Raw genomic sequence first — 23,041 nt, 5'->3', positions numbered from 1 at the left:
CGGCATGGCACCCACGACGCCGGTCGAGACGCCGGTCCTGTTCGTCCTGCACGGCGCCCGCGGCGACCTCGCCGAGCGCATGGTCTACCCGGGGCTCGCCCAGCTCGCGACGCGCGGGCTGCTGCCGGAGCGCTGGGCGCTCATCGGCACCGGCCGCAAGCCGATCGGCGACGACGAGCTCGCCGACCTGGTCCGGTCCTCGCTCGAGGAGCACGGCGAGCCGGGGCACGCCGACGCCCTCGACGGCCACGTGTCCTACGCGCTGACCTTCACCGAAGACGAGCCGGGCGAGCTCGTCGACGCGGTCCGGGACGCCCGGCGCGACCTCGCCGCCGGTGACGACGGGGACGTGACCGTCGTCCACTACCTCGCGGTCCCGCCGTCGGCGTTCGCCCCGACGACGCGGGCCCTGCGCGCCCACGGCATGGCCGAGGGCGTCCGCGTGGTCTACGAGAAGCCGTACGGCACCTCGCCGGAGTCGTTCGAGGAGCTCGACGCCCTGGTGCACGAGGTGCTCGGCGAGGACCAGGTGTTCCGGATCGACCACTTCCTCGGCAAGGAGGCGACCCAGAACCTGCACGTGCTCCGGTTCGGCAACGAGCTGTTCGGCGGGGTGTGGAACCGGCGGCACGTGGCGCAGGTGCAGGTCGACGTCCCCGAGACGCTGGACGTGGCCGACCGCGCGGACTTCTACGACGAGACCGGCGCCGCCCTGGACATGCTGGTCACGCACCTGTTCCAGATCGCGGCCGAGGTCGCGATGGAGCCGCCGGCGGCGCTCGACGCGGACCACCTGGCGACGGCGCGCGAGGCCGTGATCGGGTGCTTCCGGCCGCTGGACCCCGCCGAGGTCGTGCTGGGCCAGTTCGACGGCTACCGGGACATCGACGGCATCGCCGACGACTCGACGACGGACACGTTCGTCGCCGCGCGGCTGTGGGTGGACAACGACCGCTGGCGCGGCGTGCCGTTCCTGCTCCGCACCGGCAAGCGCATGGCCGTGTCCGCGCAGCGGGTCACGCTGGTGCTGAAGACGCCGGACGAGCTGTTCGGCGAGCCGGCGGGGCCGGGCCGGATCAGCCTGTCGCTGGCGGGCGACGGCGCCATCGACATCACGACGACCGTCAAGCAGCCGGGGCCGGACCTCCGGCTCGCCACCGGGACGGCCTCGCTCGGGCTGGACGACGTCGAGCCCGGCGACCCGATCACGCCGTACGCGTCGCTGCTGCACGACGTGCTGGTCGGCGACCGGACGCTGTTCACGACGCCGCACGGGCTCGAGGCCGCCTGGCGGGCGTTCGCGCCGCTGCTCGGACCGGACCGGCCCGACCCTGAGCCGTACGAGCCCGGCTCGTGGGGCCCCGTCCGGGCCGACGACCTGGCCGGCCCGGACGGGTGGGTCCTCACTCGTAGCTGACGGCGTCCAGCACCCGCATCCGGGCCGCCCGGGTGCCGGGCCACAGCGCGGCCAGCACCCCGACGACGACGGCCAGCCCGAGCATGCCCACCAGGTTCCCCCACGGGATCACCAGCTCGGACAGGCCGTCGTCGGCGTACACCGACGGCAGGGCGGAGGCGAGCGCCACCCCGACGACGAGCCCGACGACGGTGCCGAACACCGCCGTGAGCACGGACTCGACGGTCACGGTGCCCGCGAGCTGGAGCCGGCCCAGGCCGACGGCCCGGAGCAGCCCGATCTCCCGGGTGCGCTCGATGACGGACAGCGCGAGCGTGTTCACGATGCCCAGCACCGCGATCACCACGGACAGGCCGAGCAGGGCGTACAGGATCACGAGGACCTGGTTGACCTGGTCGGCGAGGTTCGAGACGAACTCGTCCTGGGTCAGCACCGAGACGACGACGTAGGGCGCCACCGCCGCGGTGACGGCGTCCTTCAGCTCGTCGACCCCGACCCCGGCGGCGGCGTCGACCGCCAGCAGGTCGACCATCTGCTGCTCGGGCGGCACCAGGGCGTCCAGCACCTCGGTGCCGACGACCACCGGGGCGCCGATCACGTTGGTCGTGAACACCGCGCCGACCGTCACGTCCCGGGGCCCCGTGGCGCCGGTGATCCGCAGGGTGTCCCCGACGGCCCAGCCCTGCTCCTTCGCCGGGTCCTCCTGGACGGCCGCCTCGCCGTCCGCGAGCGACGCGAGGTCCCCCTCGATCGTCGTCGCCTCGATCGTCCGGTCGAACAGGTCGTCGCGGACGCCCGCGACGATCTGCGTCCCGGACCCGTCGCCGTCCGAGGACACCTCGAGCGGCGCGAACGCGAACGCCGCCGTGCCGCCGACCTCGGGCAGCGCGTCGACGTCGGCGATCGCGCCCTTGGGGAGGTCCCGGGTGGCGGACTGCAGCACCACGTCGGCGTGCAGCTGCGACTCGACGACCCCGGCGACCGAGGCCTGCGCGGAGGTCGCGATCACGGACACGCCGCCGACCAGCGCCATGCCGATCATCAGCGCGCCCGCGGTGTTGGCGGTGCGGCGCGGGTTGCGCACCACGTTCCCGCGCGCCAGCCGTCCGACGGGTCGCAGCAGCCGCACGAACGGCCACGCGAGCGCCCCGACGACGGTCCGCGCGAGGCTCGGCGCCAGCATGAGCACGCCGACCAGGACCGCGCCGGCGCCGGCGCCGAGCGCGGCGTCCAGCGTCTCCTCGCCGGTGTTCAGCACGGCGGCGAGCACCGCCGCGACGCCGAGTCCCGTGAGGAGCGTGCCGAGGACCGCGCGCACCCGGATCGAGCGCTCGGGCACCGCGACGTCGTCGCGCATGGCCTCGACCGGCGGCACCAGGGCGGCGCGGCGCGCGGGCACGGCGGCGGCGAGGACGCTGACCACGGTCCCGACGACCAGCGAGACACCGATCGTCGCGCCGTCGACCGGGATGTCCCCGGCCAGGTCCATCCCCATCGCCTCGAAGACGGACTTGAGCCCCTGCACCAGGCCGAGCCCGCCGGCGATGCCGAGCGCGGACCCGATGAGCCCGACGACCGCCGCCTGGACCAGGATCGACGTGAACACCTGCGCCGGCGACGCCCCGACCGCGCGGAGCAGCGCGAACTCGCGCATCCGCTGCCGGACCGACATCGCGAAGGTGTTGGAGATGATGAACGCGCCCACGAACAGCGCGATCGCGGCGAACACCAGCAGGAACGTGGTGATGAAGCCGAGCATCTCGCCGATGGCGTCCTTGTTCTCGTCGCGCAGCTCCTGCCCGGTGACGACCTGCAGGTCGCCGGGGACGAGCGGGGCGATGGCGTCGACGAGCTCGGCCGGCGTGGTGCCGTCCTCGGCGTAGACCGCGATGTCCGCGACGTCGCCGTCGGGCGCGAACAACGCGTAGCCCGTGCCCGGGTCGACGACCACGAGCGTCGCGCCGGCCATGGGCGCGCCCATGTCGAACCGGCCTACGACCTCGGCGTCCGACAGCTGCCCGCCGAGGACGACCTGCGTGGTGTCGCCGACCTCCAGCCCTGAGGACGCCAGCGTGGCCGTCTCGAGCGCGATCTCGCCCGGGCGCTCCGGGCCGCGGCCCTCGACGACGTCGAGCGACGGGTCGTCCGGCAGGTAGGAGAACACCAGGCTGGGCGCCTGCGTGCTCTGCACGGCTGTGCCGTCCGCGCCGACCAGGACGATCGAGCCCTGCGCCTCGGGGATCGCGTGGGCGACCCCGTCGAGGGCGGCGATCTCGTCCGCGAGCGTCATCGGCACCGCCGGGCCGGCCGTGGTGCCCTCGACCACCGACGAGCCCTCGGCGGGCTCCGCGCGGACGTAGGCGTCGCCGGGGGTGCCGGCGTCGACGATGCCGTCGAAGGTGCTCGACATCATCGTGCGGAGGGAGAACGTGCCCGCGACGAAGGCGACGCCCAGGGCGACCGCCAGCAGGGAGAGCAGGAACCGGACGAGGTGGGCGCGGATGCCGCGCAGCGCCACCCGCAGCATCAGCGCGACCCGTCGGCGGCCGCGACGGCGACCGACGCGACGGCACCGGCCGGGGCCGGGCGCAGGGCCGCGAGCGCGGCGAGGACGGAGTCCGGGGTGGGGTCGGTGAGCTCGCCGACCAGGCGCCCGTCCGCGAGGAACAGCACCCGGTGCGCGTAGGACGCCGCGGTCGGGTCGTGGGTCACCATGACGACGGACTGGCCCAGGTCGTCGACCGAGCGGCGCAGGAAGCCCAGCACCTCGCCGGACGACGTCGAGTCCAGGTTGCCGGTCGGCTCGTCCGCGAACACCACCGAGGGCCGCGACACCAGGGCGCGCGCGCAGGCCACGCGCTGCTGCTGACCGCCGGACAGCTCCGTCGGCTTGTGCCCCAGCCGGTCCGCCAGGCCCACGGCCTGCACGACGGCGTCCAGGTGCGCCCGGTCGACCGGGCGGCGCGCGATGTCCAGCGGCAGCGTGATGTTCTCCAGCGCCGTCAGGGTCGGGACCAGGTTGAACGCCTGGAACACGAAGCCGAGGTGGTCGCGGCGCAGCCGGGTCAGCTTCCGCTCGTTCATCGCGCTGACCTCGAGGCCGTCCACCACCACGGTGCCGGCGTCCCCGCGGTCCAGGCCCGCCATGCAGTGCATCAGGGTCGACTTGCCGGACCCCGACGGGCCCATGATCGCGGTGAGCTCCCCGCGGGCGAAGTCCACGTCGACGCCGTCGAGTGCCCGCACCGCCGCCTCGCCCGTGCCGTACGTCTTCACCAGACCGCGCGCGCTCGCGATCGGCGTGCCGTCGTTCGTGGCCATGATCCTCATCCCTGGTCGTGGTCGCTCCCCTGCCAACCTGTGGATCGTCCCGCCCTCCCCTCGCACGCGGGCATCCGGGAGCACCCTGGTCCGCCCCTGATCCCGCCCCCGAGGGACCGAGGTCCCGACGCAGCCGGACTGTGGCGCGGGTCACACCCGCGGCCTACGCTGGTGCCGAGGTGCTCCGATGGCGTGGTGGCTGGTGCTCTGGCTCGTGCTGCCGGCGCTGACGTTCGCCGTCGTGCTCAGGCTGATCCCGGGGGCGGAGTCGTCGCCGCGGCGGCGCGCTGCGCGCGAGCGCCGTCGGGCCCGGGTGGCCGGGCTGCTCGACCGGGTCGCCACCCGGGTGCGGCACGGCCGGCACGGCGCACCCCCGCCGCCCGACCCGTTCGACGCCCTGCACGTGCAGGTCCGGCTCGGGATCGTGGCCGACCACCTGCGGCGGCTCGAGGAGGACGCGCACGCCTGGGCCCGGGCGGAGCGGATCATCGCGAGCCAGCTCGCCTACGACGCGCTGCTCGCGGAGGCGTGCCGGCTCGCGGGGGTCGAGGTGCTGCCGCGGGCGAAGGGCGACCCGTGGGAGCGGATGCGCGAGGAGGTGGAGCTGGCGTCGCGCGGGTGGACGTGGTGAGGCGCGGCCGGTCCCAGCGCGGCGGCCGGCGTCCGGCGACCCCGGGGCGCCTCAGCCCGCGACGACCGTGAGCGTGCTCGACCCGTCGGTCCGCCGGCGCACCTCGATCCGCTCCGCGACCGCCTGCTTGAGCGCCTCGACGTGCGACACCACCCCGACGACCCTGCCGCCGGCGCGCAGCTTCCCGAGCTCGCCGAGCACGGCGTCGAGGGTGTGCGGGTCGAGCGTGCCGAAGCCCTCGTCGATGAACAGCGTGCCCAGCTCGACGCCGCCCGCCTCCGCGGTGACGACGTCGGCCATGCCGAGCGCGAGGCACAGCGACACGTAGAACGTCTCGCCCCCGGACAGCGTGCGGGGGTCGCGCGCGGCGCCGGTCGTGTGGTCCACCACCCGCATCGCCAGACCGGTGCGCCGGGTGCGCACGTCCTCGCGCTCGTCGCTGCGCTCCAGCTCGTACCGGCCGTCGGACATCTCGCGCAGCCGGTCGTTCGCGGCGGCGACGACGTCCTCGAACCGGCGGACGAGCACGTAGGTCGCGAGCGACAGCGCGCGGGCGTTGTCGGCGTCGGCGCCGCCGGCGAGCCGGGCCATGCGGGTGACCGGGGCGGCGTGCTGCTCGGCCGTGGCGAGCGCGGCGGCGGACTCCGTGACGTGGCGTGCCGCGTCCGCGGCGCGCGCCGCCCGGTCGCGGACGGAGCCCAGCTGCGCGCCGGCGGCGTCGGCGGCACCGACGGCGTCGGCGAGCGCCTGCTCGAGCTCCGCCACCTCGGCGGCGAGCGCGCGCGGGTCCCCCGCGGCGAGGTCGGCGAGCTCCGGGTCCCGGAGACCCTGCTCCACCCGGGCCACGGCGGTGCGGTACGCCTCGACCGCGCGCTCGGCGGCGGCCACGTCGGCGGCCTCCGCGATCGCGGCGCGGGCGGAGTCCTCGTCCCCGAGGTCCTGCTCGGTGAGCACGCGGGCGACCTCGGCGACCCGGTCGGCCACGGTACGGGCGGCGGCCGCGCGCCGGTCCAGCGCCGCGAGCAGGCCGTCGGCCGCGTCCACCCGGGCCTGCTCGGCGCCCTGCCGGGCGAGGACCGTGGGGTACCCGTCCCGCGCGACCTCGACCTCGGCGGCGTCGCGCACGAGCTCGTCCTCCACCCGGGCGAGGGCGTGCCCCGCGGCGACGTGCTCCTCCCCGAGCGCGGCACGGGTCAGCCGCAGGTCGTCGGTGACGCGGTCGTGCTCCGCGACGTCCGCGCGGAGCCGCTCGCGGGCGGCCTCGGCGTCCCGGGCCGCGGTGAGCGCGGCGCGCGCGGCGTCGACCGCCGCGGCGGCGACGGCGCCCTGGTCGGCGCGCAGGCCGCCGGTCCGCTCGCGGAGCGCGGCGCAGCGCTCGGTCCGGCCGACCACGCGGGCCTCGGCGGCGCGCACGGCGTCCTCGGCGGCACGGCGGGCGTCCTCGGCGGCCGCGACGTCCTCCTCCGCCACCGGCTCGTCGCCGGCCGGCGCGGGGTGCGGGTGCTCGGTGCCGCCGCAGACCGGGCACGGCTCCCCCGGCGCGAGGCCGGCGGCGAGCTCGCCGGCGAACCCGGCGAGCCGGGCACGGCGCAGGCGCGACTCCTCCTCGACCGCGGCGACCGCGGCGTGCGCGGCGACCGCTCGCGCGTCGGTGGCGGCGGCGAGCTCGGCCTCGGCCGCACCCAGGTCCCGCACGGCCCCGGCCACGGCCTCGGCGTCGGCGAGGTCGCGGGCGCGGGTCGGCGCCGTGGCGGCGAGCGCGGCGGCCGCGTCCAGGTCGGCCACGAGCGCGGCCCGGCCCTCGGGGCGCACCGCGAGCAGGTCGTCTGCCTCCGCCATCGTGCGGGTCCGCACGGCCTGCACCTCGCGGAGCCGGTCCCGGTCGCGGGCGCGCTGGGGGAGCGTGCGCTCCAGCCCGACGACGCGTGTCAGGGTCGCGACCTGCGCGGCGGCGGCCTCCCGCACCCCGGCGAGCGCGGTGGGCAGGCCGACGTCGGCGAGCGCGGCCTCGGGGTCGGCGGGGGCGAGCCCGGCCGGGGCGGCGTCGAGCGCGGCCCGCAGCTCCTTGTCCGCGCCGGCGAGGGCGCCGCGGGCGTCGTCGAGCCCGCGCAGGACCGGCCGGGCCACGGCGGCGCGGCGGGCGCGGTCCACCCGGGCCACGTCGGCGGCGTGCTGCTCGGCCCCGACGGCCAGCCGGGCACGCTCCTCCTCCAGCGCCGCCCGGCGCCGGACCAGCCGCAGCCGCGCGCCGGCGCCGTCGGACGCCGCGCGCGCCTCGGTGACCCGCCGGTTGGCCGCGTCGGCGACCGCGCGGACCGCGTCCTCGTGCGCCCGGAGGGCGGCGAGCCGGTCGGCGACCAGGGACTCGAGCCCGGTGGCGTCCTCCGCGGCGGCGGTGCGCAGGGCCAGGACCCCGTCCTCGTCGGCCGCGGACGCGCCGGCGAACCGCGCGGTGCACTCCTGCACCTCGGTCCGGGCCTCGGTCACGACGCGCTGGGCCTCGCGGCGCAGCTCGTCGAGGCGCTGCTGGACCCGCTCGTAGACCTCGGTGCCGAAGATGCGCTGCAGCAGCCCCCGGCGCTGCTCGGGGTCGGCGCGCAGGAACGCGGCGAACTCGCCCTGGGGCAGCACCATGGTCTGCACGAACTGGGCGCGGTCCAGGCCGACGACCCGGGTGAGCTCGGCACCGGCCTCGTCGAGGCGGGTCGAGAGCAGCTCGCCGGGCGGGTCCCCGGCGTCGACGTCCTCCCGGTCCGGGGCGGGGCCCTCGGGCGCCGCGGTGAGCCGCCAGAGCTTCACGGTGGCCTGCTGCTTGGCGCGGCCGGTCCCGCGCTTCTTGGCGCGCTCGTAGGCCGGCGTCCGCCGCACCCGGTACACGCCCGACCCGGTCTCGAACACCAGGTCGACGACCGTCTCGACGTCGTCCGCGGCGAACGCCGAGCGCAGCCGGTCCTCGCTCGCCGACGCCGACGCGACCTTGCCGTACAGCGCGAACACGACGGCGTCGATGACCGTCGACTTCCCGGCACCGGTCGGTCCCTCGAGCAGGAACAGCCCCCCGGCGGAGAGCGCGGCGAAGTCGACGGTGTGCCGCCCGGCGAACGGGCCGACCGCCTGGAGGGTCAGGGTGTGCAGCCGCATCAGGCGCTCCGCTCCGCCGCGACGACCTGCTCGTAGGCGCGGCGCAGCACCGCGGCCTCGGCGTCGGTCGGCCGGGACCCGCTCACGTGCTGCACGAACTCGGCGGCGACCTCCAGCGGGTCGCGCGCGGCCGTCACCTCGGCGGCCCGAGGGCCGGCGTCGCGCGCCGGCGGCTGGTGCTGCACCACCAGCGCGTGCGGGAACCGGGCCCGGACGCGGCGGTACAGGTCGGCGGGGCGGTGCGCGTCGGTGACGGTCACGCGGACCCAGTCGTCGAGGTGCTGCTCGCCGGCAGCGCCGAGCAGGTCGTCGAGCGGCCCGGTCAGGTCGGTCAGGCGGCGCGGCACGGGGGCCGGGACCAGGCGGACGTCCGGCGCACCCGAGGGGCCGAGGTCGACCAGCACCGTGGACTTGGCGTGCCGGGCCTCCGAGAACGAGTACGCGAGCGGCGAGCCGGAGTACCGCAGCACCGTCGCGCCGGCGCCGTCACCGACCCGCTGCGGGCCGTGCAGGTGGCCGAGCGCGACGTAGTCCACGCCCTCGAACACGGAGGCCGGCGCGTGGTCGACCCCGCCCACCCGGATGTCCCGCTCCGACTCGCTGGCGGCGCCGCCCACGACGAACGCGTGCGCGAGCACCACGGAGCGGGGCGCACCCCGGCCGGCGCCGGCGGCCTCGGCCGCGCGCGCGGCGAGGTCGGCACGGACCCGGTCCATCGCGGCGCCGAGCACGGCGGCGTGCGAGCGCGGCAGCGGCCCGTCGGCGTCGGGCGCGGCGAGCGCGTGCCGGGCCGCGTCGGGGTCGAGGTACGGCAGGCCGTAGACCAGGACGTCGTGCCCGTCGCCCGGCAGCGCGACCGGCCGCGCCAGGTCGTCGAGGCGCGCGAGCACCCGGACCCGGTCCTGCATGAGGTCGGCGCCGAAGCCCAGCCGGATCGCCGAGTCGTGGTTGCCCGGGGTCAGGACGACCGCGGCGTGCTCGGACAGCCGGCGGAGCGCGTCGGACAGCTGGGCCACCGACTCGACCGGCGGGATCGCGCGGTCGTACACGTCGCCCGCGACGAGCACCGCGTCCACCCGCTCCGCGCGGACCACCTCGATGAGGTGGTCGAGGAAGGCCTGCTGGTGCGCCGTCAGGTCGACGCCGTGCAGGGTGCGGCCCAGGTGCCAGTCGGAGGTGTGCAGGAGCCGCATGCCTCGAAACTAGCCGCCGGCACCGACATCCCCGCGCACCGCGGGCGTCGCCTGTGGACGACGGGCGTGGCGGCCGTCAGGCGATCGCGCGCTCCGGCGCGGCGTCGGGCTCGAGGGCGAACTCCCCGGCCATGCCGAGCATGTCGAGCTTCTCCAGCACCTGCCGGTGCGGGTCCCGCAGCGTCAGGCCCTGCGCGGTCTCGCCGGCGGCCAGGTTCAGCTGCAGCACGAACGCGAGCCCGGACGAGTCGATGAACGTCACGTCGGTCGCGTCGACCACGATCGGCGCGGTGCTCGCGAGCGCCTGCGCCATCGAGGTGCTGGCCTCGGCCCGCAGCGCACCGTCGACCTCGCCCCACAGCCGGACCACCGTGCGCCCGTGCGCGGCGGTCACGTCGATCCCCCCGATGGGGGTGGGATCCTCGGTCAGGTTCATGTCCTCGTTCTCTCCAAGTCTGCGTGGGGCCGCCCGATCATGGACCCCCGGCGTCGCGCGCGCATGCCGAGCGCCCGGCCCGAGGTCCGCGGGAGGCGCGACCAGCGCGTGCTCCGTCAGGGACAACGCACCCGTCGCCCGCTTCGTTCCCGCTCCCGGGACGCGATCTTGACCGAACCTTGACCGTCCGGTCGGGATGGCGGCGTCGGGCGGTCAGGCCGTGCCGTCGGGCATCGGCTCGGTGACGTCCGCCACGGTGGCCCCCAGCGCCCGGACGAGGTCGTCCCCGTCGACCCGGGCACCGACCCCGTGCCCGCCCCCGCCGATGGACGCGGGGCGGCCGGGCACCCGCGCGTCGGCCACCACCGGCCAGGCGCGCAGCGAGCCGAACGGCGTGATGGTGCCGCGCTCGTACCCGGTGACCTCCTTGGCGGTCGCCGCGTCCGGCATCGACATCCGGCTCACGCCGAGCAGCGCACGCAGCTTGGGCCACGAGATCGTGCGGTCGCCGGGGACGAGCACGAACAGGTAGTCGTCGTCGCCGCGCCGCACGACCAGCGTCTTGACGATGCCCGACGGGTCGATGCCACGAGCCGCGGCCGCCTCGGCGAGGGAGCGCACCGGGCCGTGCCGGACGATCTCGTGCGCGATGCCCGCGTCCGCGAGCGCCTGCGCGGCGCGCCGCTCGCCCTCGGTGGCCGCGCCGTGGTCCTGCTCGCTCGTCATGCCCGCCACCCTACGAGCCGGGTCCGACAGGGGCCGCGGCACGGCGCTCCCGACCGCTGCTCACCAGGTCAGCGAGGCGGTCGCGCGGTGCGTCCGTCGCCGCCCCCGATCGCGGCCGGCGTGCCGACGCAGGTCAGGGCGCGCGCAGACCACGCACCGGTCGACCGGCTCCGACCCGCGCGTCCACCACGTGACCCGCATCCGTCCGGTGACCGGACCGCCCGGACACGCGCCACCGCGGCCTCGCCGGGAGGTCCGGGGCGCCGGTCGTCGGTGACCCCGGTGGTCAGTCGCCCGCCGCCGCCCGGCACGCCCTCGCCGCGCCCGGTTGCCCCCGGCACCCACCCCTTGACCCTCACCCGAACGGGTGACCTACTGACCCGACCAGGCGACGACGCCCGCGGGACGTGCGGGCGACCCGTGATCCAGGGGGTTCGACGATGCACCCACGTACCCGGCGCGCCAGCGTGCCCGCGATCCTCGCGGCACTGGCGCTGACAGTCCCGGTCGGAGCCGCCGCGGCGGCCTCTCCCGACGACGACCCCGCGGTGGAGACCGCGGTCACCGAGGCCCTGCAGGAGGCGCAGTCGTTCCCGTCGGACTTCTGGTGGGACGAGTCGCCGGACGACACCGCCCGCGCGCGGGCGATCCTGCGGCGGATGACCCTCGACGAGAAGGTCAACATGATGCACGGGGAGCTGAACAACTTCTTCGGCTTCTACAACGCCCCGATCGAGCGGGTCGGCATCCCGGCCCTGACCATGGCCGACGGGACGGCGGGCGTGCGGATCGCCAACCCCGACGTGAACGGGAAGCTGTCGACGCAGCTGCCCTCGCCGCTGGCCCTGGCCGCGACGTGGGACGCGTCGCTCGCGCAGGAGTACGGCCGGCTGGCCGGCGACGAGGCGCACCGCACGGGGCACAACGTGCTGCTGGGCCCGGCGCTCGACATCGGGCGCGTCCCGCAGGGCGGCCGCAACTTCGAGGGCTTCGGCGAGGACCCGCTGCTGTCCGGGGACATGGCCGCCGCGGAGGTGCGCGGCATCCAGTCGAACCCGGTGATCGCCGACCTCAAGCACTACAACGTCTACACGCAGGAGCAGAACCGGCTGATCGGCGGTAACGCCGTCCTCGACGAGCGGACGCTGCAGGAGATCTACACGCGGCCGTTCGCGATCGCCCAGGACGAGGGCCGCGCCGGGTCGGCGATGTGCTCGTTCAACGGCATCAACGGCGTCCGCGGCTGCGAGAACGACGAGACCCTCAACCAGATCCTCAAGCAGCAGCTCGGGTTCCAGGGCTGGGTGATGAGCGACTACGGCGCCACGCCGAGCACGGTGCAGGCGGTCCTCGCCGGGATGGACCAGGAGATGCCCGGGAACTTCACCCCCGAGGTGGGGCCCGGCGACTGCTTCTTCTGCGGGCCGCTGCTCGACGCGGTGCGCGCGGGTCAGGTCCCGACGTCGCGGATCGACGACGCCGTGCTGCGGATCCTGCGCCCGATGGTCGCGCTCGGGCTGTTCGACAACCCGCCGACCATCAGCCCGCTGCCCGAGGACGCCAACTCGGCCTTCGCGCGGCAGGTGTCCGAGCGGGCCTCGGTGCTGCTGAGGAACGACGGCGCGCTGCCGCTGGGCCCGGGCGTCGGGTCGATCGCGGTGATCGGAGCCGACGCGGACGTCGTCGTCCAGGGCGGCGGCTCCTCGCTGGTGAACCCGACGCGGACGATCAGCCCGCTGCAGGGCATCCAGGACCGCGTGGCCGCCGGCGTGACCGTCACGCACACGCCGGGCAACGACCCCGTCACCTCCACCTCGCTGCTGGCGGGGCCGGACCCGATCCCGTCCGACTTCCTCACCTCCGCGCTCGGCGACGGGGCCGGCGTCCGCGTCGAGTACTTCGACAGCGACGACCTGTCGGGCGCCCCGGCGGTCGACCGGACCGAGCCGTACGTCGGCATCAACGGCGGGTTCTACCTGTTCGAGGGGCTGAACTCGCAGTCGCCGCACTTCCCGCTGCAGGACAACGACCACAACGCGTCGATCCGCTGGACCGGCACGCTCACCGCCCCGGTCACCGGCACGTACGAGCTCGCCGCCACGACCAACGGCACCAGCACCGTCTTCCTCGACGACCAGCCGGTGCTGACCACCGGGCCGTCCGGCGACCCCGCCGCCGTCACCACGGCGCCGGTGGACCTCGTCGCCGGCCAGACCTACGCCCTGCGGGCCGAGTACACCAACGACTCCCCAGGGGGCACCGACGCCGGTGCCGCGTTCAAGCTGGGCTGGACCCCGCCGGAGCCGGTCGTGACGCCGAGCGTCCAGGCGGCCGCGCAGGCCGCACGGTCCGCGCAGGCGGCGGTCGTCGTCGTGCGGGACTACTCCTCCGAGGGCGGCGACCGGCCGAGCCTCGACCTGCCGAACGGGCAGGCGGAGCTGATCCGCCAGGTGGCAGCGGCCAACCCGCGCACGATCGTCGTGCTCGAGGTGGGCAGCGTCGTGCAGACGTCCGACTGGGACGGCGGCGTGGGCGCCGTGCTGCACAACTGGTTCGGCGGGCAGGAGCAGGGGGCGGCGGTCGCCGGCATCCTGTTCGGCGACGTCAACCCCTCCGGCCGGCTGCCGGTGACGATCCCGGTCGACGAGGCCTCCACGCCGGTCAGCGACCCGTCGCAGTACCCGGGCGACGGGCTGGACCAGCAGTTCAGCGAGGGGATCTTCGTCGGGTACCGCGGGTACGCCGAGAACGGGATCACGCCGCAGTACGCGTTCGGTCACGGCCTGTCGTACACGACCTACCAGTACGCGAACCTGCGCACCGCGGTCGTCCCCGGCGCCGACGGCGGCTCGCAGCTGCAGGCCACGGTCGACGTGACCAACACCGGCACGGTCGCCGGCACCGAGACCGTCCAGGTCTACGTCGGGAACCTGCCGACCCGCCGGGTCAGCAGCGCCCCGATCAGCCTGGCCGGTTTCGGCACCGCGACGCTCGCGCCGGGGCAGACGCAGACCGTCACCGTGACGCTCAGCCCGGAGTCGCTGTCCTACTGGGACGTCGACCTCGACGCGTGGCGCACCCCGACCGGCACCATCCCCGTGCTGGTGGGGGCGGCGTCGGACGACATCCGGCTCCGCGGCACCCTGGCGATCTCGGACGCGATCGTGCGCTGAGCCGCCTGCCGGTCGTCGAGATCGGTGCTCCCGCCCGAGATCGGTGTCTCCTGCCACCGATCTCGGCGCGAGGCACCGATCTCGGCGTCCGGGTGATCGCTCTGCGCGAATCGAGATCGCGTCCGCGGCTCGGGTGCGGTGACAATGGACCGCCGATGACAGCCGCCGACCCCACCAGCCCCGCCCCCGCCCCCCGTCCCGCGAGCGGCGACGGCGGCGACGACGCCGCACCCGGGCGTCCCCGGCGGCGACGCGGCGGACGCGGGCGGCGCCCCGCCGGCGACGGCCGCGCGCCGGAGCAGCGCCACCACGACCAGGCCCCGGGTGACCGGGCGGCCGACGACCCCGACGCCCGCCGCGGCGGCCGCCGCACCCCGGACGCTCCCCGCGCCCAGGACCCCCGCCGCGGCCGCGAGTCCCGCGCCCGGCGCCTGACGGCCCTCGCCGACGCGCGCCGAGCCGTGCTCCTCCCCCCGGTCGTCTACCCGGAGCAGCTGCCGGTGTCGGCGCGCCGGGCCGAGATCGCCGCCGCGATCCGCGACCACCAGGTCGTCATCGTCGCCGGCGAGACCGGGTCCGGGAAGACCACCCAGCTGCCCAAGATCGCCCTGGAGCTCGGCCGCGGCCGGGACGGCCAGATCGGGCACACGCAGCCCCGCCGGATCGCCGCCCGCACGGTCGCGGAGCGGATCGCGGAGGAGCTGGGCACCACGATCGGCGAGCTCGTCGGCTACCAGGTCCGGTTCACCGACGAGTCGTCGGACCGCACGCTGGTGAAGGTCATGACCGACGGCATCCTGCTCGCGCAGATCCAGCGCGACCCGGAGCTCCGCGCCTACGACACGCTGATCATCGACGAGGCGCACGAGCGGTCGCTCAACATCGACTTCATCCTGGGCTATCTGGCGCAGCTGCTGCCGCGCCGCCCGGAGCTCAAGGTCGTCATCACCTCGGCGACGATCGACTCCGCACGGTTCGCGGCGCACTTCGCCGGCCCGGCGGACACCGAGCACCCCGACGGCGTCCCGGCGCCGGTCGTCGAGGTCACCGGGCGCACCTACCCCGTCGAGCTCCGGTACCGCCCGCTGTCCCCCGACCGCCCCACCGACGACCCGGACGACCTCGACGCGGACGACGGCACCCGCCCGCGCGCCGGCTCCCGCGGCGCCCCGGCGAAGGGCGCGCGGACGCCGCCGCCCGCCGAGGACCGCGACCTGATGACGGCGATCTGCGAGGCGGTCGACGAGCTCGCCGCCGAGGGGCCCGGCGACGTCCTGGTGTTCCTCTCCGGCGAGCGGGAGATCCGCGACGCCGAGGAGGCGCTGCGCGGCCACCTGGGCCCGCGGGTCCAGGACCAGCGCCGACCCGACGCCGTCGAGCTGCTGCCGCTGTACGGCCGGCTGTCTGCCGCGGAGCAGCACCGGGTGTTCCAGCAGCACGGCACCCGCCGCGTCGTGCTCGCCACCAACGTCGCGGAGACCTCGCTGACGGTGCCGGGCATCCGGTACGTCGTCGACCCCGGCACCGCGCGCATCTCCCGGTACTCCAAGGCCACCAAGGTGCAGCGGCTGCCGATCGAGCCGATCTCGCAGGCGTCGGCGAACCAGCGGTCGGGCCGGTGCGGGCGCGTCGCCGACGGCATCGCGATCCGGCTGTACTCCGAGGACGACTTCGCGTCCCGGCCGCGGTTCACCGAGCCCGAGATCCTGCGCACCTCGCTCGCGTCGGTGATCCTGCAGATGGTCGCGGTCGGCGTCGCGACCGGGCCGGACGACGTGGCGTCGTTCCCGTTCGTCGACCCGCCGGACACCCGGGCCGTGCGCGACGGCGTGCAGCTGCTGACCGAGCTCGGCGCGCTCGAGACCGGCCCGTCCGGCACCCGGCTGACCGACACCGGCCGCGCGCTCGCCCAGCTGCCGATGGACCCGCGGCTGGCCCGGATGATCGTCGAGGGCGGTCGGCGGGGCGTGGCGCGCGAGGTGATGATCGTCGCCGCGGCGCTGTCGATCCAGGACCCCCGCGAGCGCCCGGTCGAGACCCGCGCCCAGGCCGACCAGCTGCACGCCCGGTTCGCCGACCCGACGTCCGACTTCCTCGCGTACCTCAACCTCTGGCAGTACGTCCGCGACGCGCAGCGGGACCTGTCGGGCTCGGCGTTCCGCCGGCTCTGCAAGGCCGAGTACCTGAACTACCTGCGGCTGCGCGAGTGGCAGGACGTCGTGACGCAGCTCAAGGAGCTCGCGAAGCCGCTCGGCATCACGATGAACCCGCCGCGGACGACGGACCGCGACCTGTCCGAGGAGCGCGACCCCGCGACCGAGGGCCGCGGCGCGCACCGGCTGGAGTGGGACGCCGACCGGGTGCACGTCGCGCTGCTGTCCGGCCTGCTGTCGCAGATCGGCATGCAGGAGGCGTCGGACCTGTCCGGCGGCGGCGCGCAGGCCCGCGGCAAGGGCCGTGGTGACGGCGGGCGCACCCCGGACCGGCGCGGCCGCAACGAGTACCTGGGCGCGCGCGGCGCGAAGTTCGCGATCTTCCCCGGCTCCGGGCTGGCCAAGAAGCCGCCGGCCTGGGTGATGGCGGGCGAGCTCGTCGAGACCTCCCGGCTGTGGGCCCGGGACGCCGCGCGCATCCAGCCCGAGTGGGCCGAGGACCTGGCCGGGCACCTGGTGAAGCGGTCGTACTCCGAGCCGTCCTGGTCGTCCAAGCAGGGCGCGGCCATGGCCCTGGAGCGGGTCCTGCTCTACGGGGTCCCCATCGTCACCGGGCGGCGGGTGCTGTTCGGGAAGGTCGACGCCGAGCACGCGCGCGAGCTGTTCATCCGGCACGCGCTCGTCGAGGGCGACTGGACCACGCACCACGCGTTCTTCGCCGAGAACCGGCGGCTCCTCAAGGAGGCGGAGGACCTGGAGGCCCGGTCCCGGCGCCGCGGGCTCGTCGTCGACGACGACGCGCTGTTCGACTTCTACGACGAGCGGATCCCCGACGACGTCGTGTCCGCGCGGCACTTCGACCAGTGGTGGAAGGGCGCCCGCCGGAGCGACCCCGACCTCCTGACGTTCACGCGCGAGCTCCTGGTGACGGACGAGGGCGGCGTGGACGAGTCGTCGTTCCCGTCGACCTGGCCGCAGGGCGACCTCGCGCTGCCGCTGACCTACCAGTTCCAGCCGGGCACCGACGCGGACGGCGTCACCGTGCACGTGCCGCTCGTGGCGCTCGCCCGGGTGCGGCCGGAGGGCTTCGACTGGATGGTGCCGGGCCTCCGCGAGGAGCTGGTCACCGCGACGATCCGCGCGCTGCCGAAGCCGGTCCGGGTGCAGCTCGTCCCCGCGCCGGACGTCGCCCGGGACGTGGTGGGCTGGCTCGACGCGCACACCGCCTCGTGGGAGGACACCGTGCGGGCGGCCGACGCCGCGCCGTCGTACGAGACCGCGTTCCGGCAGGCCGTCCGGGCGCTCCGCGACGTCGTCGTGCCCGACGGCGCCGTCGACCTCGACCGGCTCCCCCCGCACCTGCGGATGACGTTCCGGGTCTCCGACGACCGCGGGCGCGTGCTCGACGAGGGCAAGGACCTCGCGGTGCTGCAGCGGAAGCTCGCGGCCCGGACCCAGGACGCGGTCTCGACGGCCGTGCGGAGCGCGGTGCGGGACGCGATGGCGGACGCGCGGGCGCGCTCGGGCGAGGCGGGCGGCGACGGCGGCCCGGTCGCTGCGGCCGCCCGCGACGGGGCGGCTGCCGTCCCCGGTCCCGGGGCCCGGGCCGCGACGCCCGCGCTGCCGGGCTTCGACGGCACCGACCTCGGCACCTGGCCCGCCGACCTGCCCGGCGGCGCGCTGCCGGAGCGCGTGGAGACGCAGGACGCGAGCGGGCTCACGGTGCGCGGCTACCCGGCGCTCGTCGAGCACGGCTCCGGGCCGGCGGCGACCGTCCGGGTCGAGGTGCTGGCCGACGCCGGCGACCAGGCCGTCCGGCACCGCCGCGGGCTGCGCCGGCTGCTGGTGCGCGACGTGGGGCTCGCGCCGGGCCGGATCACCTCGCGGTGGTCGGGCACCCAGGCGCTCACGCTCGCGGCCAGCCCGTACCCGAGCACCGAGGCGCTGGTCGCCGACGTGCAGCTCGCCGCCGTCGACCGGCTGCTCACCGAGCACCTCGCCGGGCGCCCGGCGACGGTCGTCCGGTCCGCCGACGCCTACGCGGCCGCCCGCGGGTTCGTCCGGGACCGGCTCGAGGACGCCGTGCACCGCGTGGTGCAGGACCTGGTCGCCGTGCTCGCCGCGGCGCGGGACCTCGACGGCGCCGTCCGCGGCACCCGGTCGCTCGCGCTGCTCGGCACCGTGCGCGACGTGCAGGAGCAGGCCGAGCGCCTGGTGCACGACGGGTTCGTCTCCGAGACCGGCGCGGACCGGCTGCCGCACCTGGCGCGGTACCTGCGCGCCGCGGCGTACCGGCTCGACAGGGCGGCGGGCAACCCCGCGCGCGACGAGCAGCTCGCCTGGCAGGTCCGGGACCTGGAGCAGCTGCTCGGGCAGACCCGTGCCCGGGTGACGAGCCGGACCCTCGTGCCCGCCGACCTGGCGGCGCTCGACGACGCGCGGTGGCTGCTGGAGGAGCTGCGCGTGAGCCTGTTCGCCCAGCAGCTCGGCACGCCGGTGCCGGTGAGCGAGAAGCGCATCCGCAAGGCCCTGGCGGCGCTGGCCTGAGCCCGGCGCCCCGGAGGGCCGGCGTCCCGGAGACGACGCGAGTTCGGTGCTCCCGGCCGGGTTCGGTGCCTCGGAGCACCGAACCCGGCGGGAGCCACCGAACTCGCGGGTCGTGCGGGGTCAGGCGGGGTCAGGCGGGGTCAGTCCGCGTGCGAGGACCTCGCGTAGTCCTGGTCCTTCGTCTCGCGGGACAGGATCAGCGCGAGCAGGGTCAGCACGCCCATCGCCGACAGGTACACGCCGACGAGCCAGGTGCTGCCGTCGGCCGCGGCCCACAGCGCGAGCGCCACGATCGGGGCCAGCGCCGCGCCGAGGATCGACGACACGTTGTAGGCGACCGCAGAACCGGTGTACCGGACGTTCGTCGGGAAGAGCTCGGGCAGCAGCGCGCCCATGGGGCCGAACGTCGCGCCCATCAGCAGGAAACCGAGCACCAGGAACGCCTGGGTGAGGGCGCCGGTGAACACGAGGTCGTCCCGGACGGTGAGGAACAGCGGGAACGAGAACCCGAACACGATGATCGCCGACGTGACGCCGATGAGCAGGCGCCGGCGCCCCAGCCGGTCGGCCAGCGGGCCGGACAGCATCGTGAAGATGCCGAAGAACAGCACGCCGATGATCTGCATGAGCACGAAGTGCACGTACGGGATCCCGAGCCCGCCGGGCTCGCCGTCCTCCGGCGCGACGGCGCGGGTGCCGTAGGTCAGCGTGAAGTTCGTCATCAGGTAGAACAGCACGTAGGTCGCCAGCATGATGAACGTGCCGAGCAGGGTCTCGCGCCAGTGGAACTTGAGCGTCGTGCCGAGCGGCACCTTGGTGATGGTGCCCTTCTTCTCGGCCTGGGTGAACGCCTCGGACTCGACCAGCTTGAGCCGCACCCACAGGCCGATGATCACCATCACGGCGGAGAACAGGAACGGCACGCGCCAGCCCCAGGACATGAACGCGTCCGAGCCCTGGCCGAGGACGCCGTTGATGACGAGGAAGATCCCGTTGGCGATGATGAAGCCGAGCGGGGCGCCGAGCTGCGGGAACGTCCCGTACCAGGCGCGCTTCCCCGCCGGGGCGTTCTCGGTGGCGACCAGCGCGGCGCCCGACCACTCGCCGCCGAGCGCGAAGCCCTGCGCGAGCCGCAGCACCAGCAGGGCGACCGTGGCACCGACCCCGATGTGCCCGAACGTCGGCAGCAGCCCGATGAGGAACGTCGCGACGCCCATGGTGAGCAGCGAGTAGACCAGCGTCGTCTTGCGGCCCCGGCGGTCGCCGAGGTGGCCGAAGAAGATCGCGCCGATCGGGCGCGCCACCATCGCGGCGCCGAACACCGCGAACGACGCGAGCAGCGCCGTGGTGTCGTTCCCGGTGGGGAAGAACAGCTTCGGGAACACGAGGACGGCGGCCGTCGCGTACACGTAGAAGTCGTAGAACTCGATGGTGGTGCCCACGAGGCTCGCCGCGATGACGCGGGACGGCGAGTTGAGCGGCCGGGACTCGGCCGGCGGCGTGGTGGTGGGCACTGCGGTGGCTGACATGCGGGGCTCCTCGACGATCCGGGTGGCGCGGACCACCGGCGGTCGTCGGGGTCGGCTCCAGGTCGGCTCGCGGGACGGTCGGTGCTCCAGCGCTCGGGCGACCTTACGCCGTCTCACGTGGCAGACGAGTCGCGACCGCATGGTGGACGCCCGGGCCTGTCGTCCCCAGGCTCCGGGTGCGGTGCGGCCTGTGGAGGGCGGCGACCGGGTGTCGCACCGGTGCGGCAGAGTGGCGGCATGACGAGCAGCGACGCCCCGGACACCCTCCCCGCCCTCGCCGGCCGCCGCTGCTTCGGCGACGGCGACCCGCTCTACGAGCGCTACCACGACGAGGAGTGGGGCGTCCCCGTGCACGGCGAGCGGGAGCTGTTCGAGCGCATGACGCTCGAGGCGTTCCAGTCGGGCCTCGCGTGGATCACGATCCTCCGCCGCCGCGAGGGCTTCCGTGCGGCGTTCGCGGAGTTCGACCCGGCCGTCGTGGCGGCGTTCGACGAGCACGACGTCGAACGGCTCATGGCGGACACCGGGATCATCCGGAACCGCGCCAAGATCACGGCGGCCGTCGCCAACGCCCGCGCCCTGCTCGACCTGCACGGCCGCGGGCTCAGCCTGGGCGAGCTGTTCTGGTCCGCCGCGTCCGCCCCCGGCACCCGGCCCCGCCCGCGGACGTTCGCCGAGGTCCCGGCGACCACCCCGGAGTCGGCCGCGCTCGCGAAGGAGCTCAAGCGGCAGGGGTTCCGGTTCGTCGGGCCCACGACGGCGTACGCGGCGATGCAGGCGTGCGGGATCGTCGACGACCACCTGGCGGACTGCCCCGTCGTCCTGGCGCGCGCCGGGGGGTGAGGTCGTGGGCCACCGCGGGCACGGGCCGGCACCAACCGGAGAGGGCGGGCGGTGGCAGGTCGAGGTCTGGAGGGACGACCGGACGGGCACCGCGCCGTTCGAGCGATGGTTCCGGCGGGCGGATCCGTACGTCCAGGCCGTCGTCGACGCGGTGCTGACGGAGGTGGTCGAGCCGTACGGCATCGACCTCCTCGGCACGCCGTGGTGTCGCGCTCTGGGCGAGGGGCTGTTCGAGATCCGCGTCCGCCAGTCCCTGCGCGCGGTGCGATCGCGCCGGGCCGGACCGGCGGCACGCGCGGACGTGCCGGAGACCGCGGGGCACCGCACCGTGCTGCTCCGCCTGTTCGTCACGTTCCACGGCGCGCGGGTCGTCCTGCTGCTGCACGCGTACGACAAGGGCCGGGACCCGTCCGAGCGCCGCCAGCGCCGCGAGATCGACCGCGCGCGACGCCATCTGGCGACGTGGCGTCGGTCGGGTTTGACGCATGATGTGCCACGGCACATGATCAGAGGACACCGATCGGAGGAGCACCGTGGCGACCACCCCCTACCGCAGGATCGCCGACGAGGCGCGGTCCCATTGGGACGAGGACGTCCGCGACGCCGCCGCGGACCTCGCGGCGGGGCTCCGCGCGCAGCTCGCGGCCGAGGAGCTCCTCGGGGCGGAGATCGCGCACCTGCGACGCACCCACGGGCTGAGCCAGGCCGCGCTCGCCGCGCGCGCCTCGGTGCAGCAGGCCGACATCAGCCGGATCGAGCGAGGGCTCGGCAACCCGACGCGGGACACGCTCGTCCGGCTCGCCGCCGCGCTCGACGCCCGGCTCACCCTGGAACGACGCGCCGACCTCGCGGAGTGAGGCCGAGGGCCGCTCAGCCCTCCCCGAACGCCCGCGCCGGCAGCCCCTCCGCCGCCACGTCCACGCCGAACACCGCCCCCGCCAGCGGGTCCCCGTCCGCGTGCGCGGTCGTCACGTACGCCCGCCCCGACCCCGGCGCCCCGAACCCCAGGCAGGTCACCTGCGCCGTGGGCACCCGGACCGCGCCCAGCGGGGTCCCGTCCGGTGCGAACCGCAGCACCGCGCCCCCGCCGTACAGCGCCACCCACAGGCCACCCTGGTCGTCGACCGTCGTGCCGTCGGGCTGCGGCCCGTCCGGGTCGAAGGACAGGAACGGCTCGGGGGCGCCGGCCGTGCCCGTCGCCGCGTCGTAGGGCATCCGGTACACGGTCGCCGCACTGGTGTCCGTGACGTAGAGCGTCGCGCCGTCGGGGCTCCACTGCAGGCCGTTGCCGACGCCCACCCCGGTGAGCACCGCGTCGACCTCGAGACCGTCGTCCCCGGCGACCACCCGGTACACCGCCCCGTCGCCCGGCGACCCGTCCCGCGGCATCGTCGCGACCCACAGCCGGCCGGCGCCGTCGACACCGCCGTCGTTGAACCGGTAGTCGCGCGGCATGTCCGCCGGCCGGGTCAGCGGACCGAGCGTGGTGCCGTCGTGCACGCCGAGGCCGTCCGCGGTCGCGAGCAGCAGCCCGCCCGCGGCGGCCGGCCAGGCCAGCGAGACCGGGGACGGCACGCTGACCACGGCATCGCGCGCGTGGTCGCCCTCGGCCCAGCGGTGCACGCTGCACGCGTCGATGTCGACCCAGACGACGGAGCCGTCCCGCGCGTCGTGCACCGGCCGCTCCCCCAGGCGGGCGCGGACCTCGCCGAGGACCACGGCCTCGGGCGCGTCCCGCGGCACCAGCGCCCGGGCGTCGGTCCGGCGGTCGGGCAGCGGGACGGTGCGCAGGTCGGTCACCCCACGCAGCCTGGCACGGCGCCGTCGCGCCCGCCCGGCCGCAGGTGCGGCACCCGGCCCGGGTGTGAGCCCGGTCACCGAAAGATGACGCGTCAGGGGCAGTGGACGGCGGCGGCCGCCGGGCCTAGTGT

14 protein-coding genes are annotated in these 23,041 nt (G+C 75.8%); 6 read left to right on the top strand and 8 right to left on the bottom strand.

Features of this window, described 5'->3' with window-relative positions:
• The first annotated feature begins 4 nt into the window (after positions 1-4).
• Positions 5-1,417, top strand: a complete 1,413-nt coding sequence (locus FKM96_RS10345; protein ID WP_147795161.1) for a glucose-6-phosphate dehydrogenase — start codon at positions 5-7, stop codon at positions 1,415-1,417.
• Here the strand turns inward: FKM96_RS10345 and FKM96_RS10340 are convergent.
• Together FKM96_RS10340 and FKM96_RS10335 are read right to left on the bottom strand one after the other, a co-directional pair.
• Positions 1,404-3,944, bottom strand: coding sequence for an ABC transporter permease (locus FKM96_RS10340; RefSeq protein WP_147795160.1), 2,541 nt, complete (start codon positions 3,942-3,944; stop codon positions 1,404-1,406). The genes FKM96_RS10345 and FKM96_RS10340 overlap by 14 nt on opposite strands.
• Positions 3,944-4,738: an ABC transporter ATP-binding protein gene (locus FKM96_RS10335; RefSeq protein WP_147795159.1), complete on the bottom strand. Its 795-nt coding sequence runs from the start codon at positions 4,736-4,738 to the stop codon at positions 3,944-3,946. Before FKM96_RS10335 ends, FKM96_RS10340 begins: the two co-directional genes overlap by 1 nt.
• Before the next feature lie 187 nt (positions 4,739-4,925).
• On the opposite strand from FKM96_RS10335, the gene FKM96_RS10330 reads away from it, so the two are divergent.
• On the top strand, positions 4,926-5,369 hold the full coding sequence (locus tag FKM96_RS10330; RefSeq protein WP_147795158.1) for a hypothetical protein: 444 nt from the start codon (positions 4,926-4,928) through the stop codon (positions 5,367-5,369).
• 51 nt (positions 5,370-5,420) lie between these two features.
• Here the strand turns inward: FKM96_RS10330 and FKM96_RS10325 are convergent, their stop codons facing one another.
• The 4 genes from FKM96_RS10325 to FKM96_RS10310 all read right to left on the bottom strand — a co-directional run bounded on the left by FKM96_RS10325 (position 5,421) and on the right by FKM96_RS10310 (position 10,865).
• Positions 5,421-8,510: an AAA family ATPase gene (locus tag FKM96_RS10325; RefSeq protein ID WP_147795157.1), complete on the bottom strand. Its 3,090-nt coding sequence runs from the start codon at positions 8,508-8,510 to the stop codon at positions 5,421-5,423.
• On the bottom strand, positions 8,510-9,703 hold the full coding sequence (locus FKM96_RS10320; protein WP_147795156.1) for an exonuclease SbcCD subunit D: 1,194 nt from the start codon (positions 9,701-9,703) through the stop codon (positions 8,510-8,512). Before FKM96_RS10320 ends, FKM96_RS10325 begins: the two co-directional genes overlap by 1 nt.
• Before the next feature lie 76 nt (positions 9,704-9,779).
• Complete coding sequence (locus tag FKM96_RS10315) at positions 9,780-10,139, bottom strand: STAS domain-containing protein (protein ID WP_147795155.1); 360 nt, start codon at positions 10,137-10,139, stop codon at positions 9,780-9,782.
• A gap of 213 nt (positions 10,140-10,352) precedes the next feature.
• Positions 10,353-10,865 (bottom strand): aminoacyl-tRNA deacylase, encoded by a 513-nt coding sequence (locus FKM96_RS10310; RefSeq protein WP_147795154.1) that lies wholly within the window; start codon positions 10,863-10,865, stop codon positions 10,353-10,355.
• Positions 10,866-11,305: 440 nt separating this feature from the next.
• On the opposite strand from FKM96_RS10310, the gene FKM96_RS10305 reads away from it, so the two are divergent.
• Together FKM96_RS10305 and hrpA are read left to right on the top strand one after the other, a co-directional pair.
• A complete protein-coding gene (locus FKM96_RS10305) occupies positions 11,306-14,038 on the top strand; it encodes a glycoside hydrolase family 3 C-terminal domain-containing protein (protein ID WP_147795153.1) in 2,733 nt (910 codons plus the stop codon).
• A gap of 155 nt (positions 14,039-14,193) precedes the next feature.
• Positions 14,194-18,738: an ATP-dependent RNA helicase HrpA gene (hrpA, locus tag FKM96_RS10300; protein WP_147795152.1), complete on the top strand. Its 4,545-nt coding sequence runs from the start codon at positions 14,194-14,196 to the stop codon at positions 18,736-18,738.
• Between the two features lie 140 nt (positions 18,739-18,878).
• On the opposite strand, the gene FKM96_RS10295 is transcribed toward hrpA, so the two are convergent.
• Positions 18,879-20,267 carry an MFS transporter gene (locus FKM96_RS10295; RefSeq protein WP_147795151.1) on the bottom strand — a complete coding sequence of 463 codons (1,389 nt, stop codon included), beginning with the start codon at positions 20,265-20,267 and terminating at the stop codon, positions 18,879-18,881.
• A gap of 237 nt (positions 20,268-20,504) precedes the next feature.
• Here FKM96_RS10295 and FKM96_RS10290 point away from each other — a divergent pair, with 237 nt between their 5' ends.
• A complete protein-coding gene (locus FKM96_RS10290) occupies positions 20,505-21,110 on the top strand; it encodes a DNA-3-methyladenine glycosylase I (protein WP_147795150.1) in 606 nt (201 codons plus the stop codon).
• Between the two features lie 533 nt (positions 21,111-21,643).
• Positions 21,644-21,967: a helix-turn-helix domain-containing protein gene (locus FKM96_RS10285; protein ID WP_210417246.1), complete on the top strand. Its 324-nt coding sequence runs from the start codon at positions 21,644-21,646 to the stop codon at positions 21,965-21,967.
• Positions 21,968-21,980: 13 nt separating this feature from the next.
• Here FKM96_RS10285 and FKM96_RS10280 read toward each other — a convergent pair whose 3' ends face one another.
• Positions 21,981-22,910: an SMP-30/gluconolactonase/LRE family protein gene (locus tag FKM96_RS10280; RefSeq protein ID WP_168216947.1), complete on the bottom strand. Its 930-nt coding sequence runs from the start codon at positions 22,908-22,910 to the stop codon at positions 21,981-21,983.
• Positions 22,911-23,041: the final 131 nt, after the last annotated feature.

Source organism: Cellulomonas sp. Y8, from assembly GCF_008033115.1.
GTDB lineage: Bacteria > Actinomycetota > Actinomycetes > Actinomycetales > Cellulomonadaceae > Cellulomonas.
This window is presented reverse-complemented; position numbering and strand designations above follow the sequence as displayed.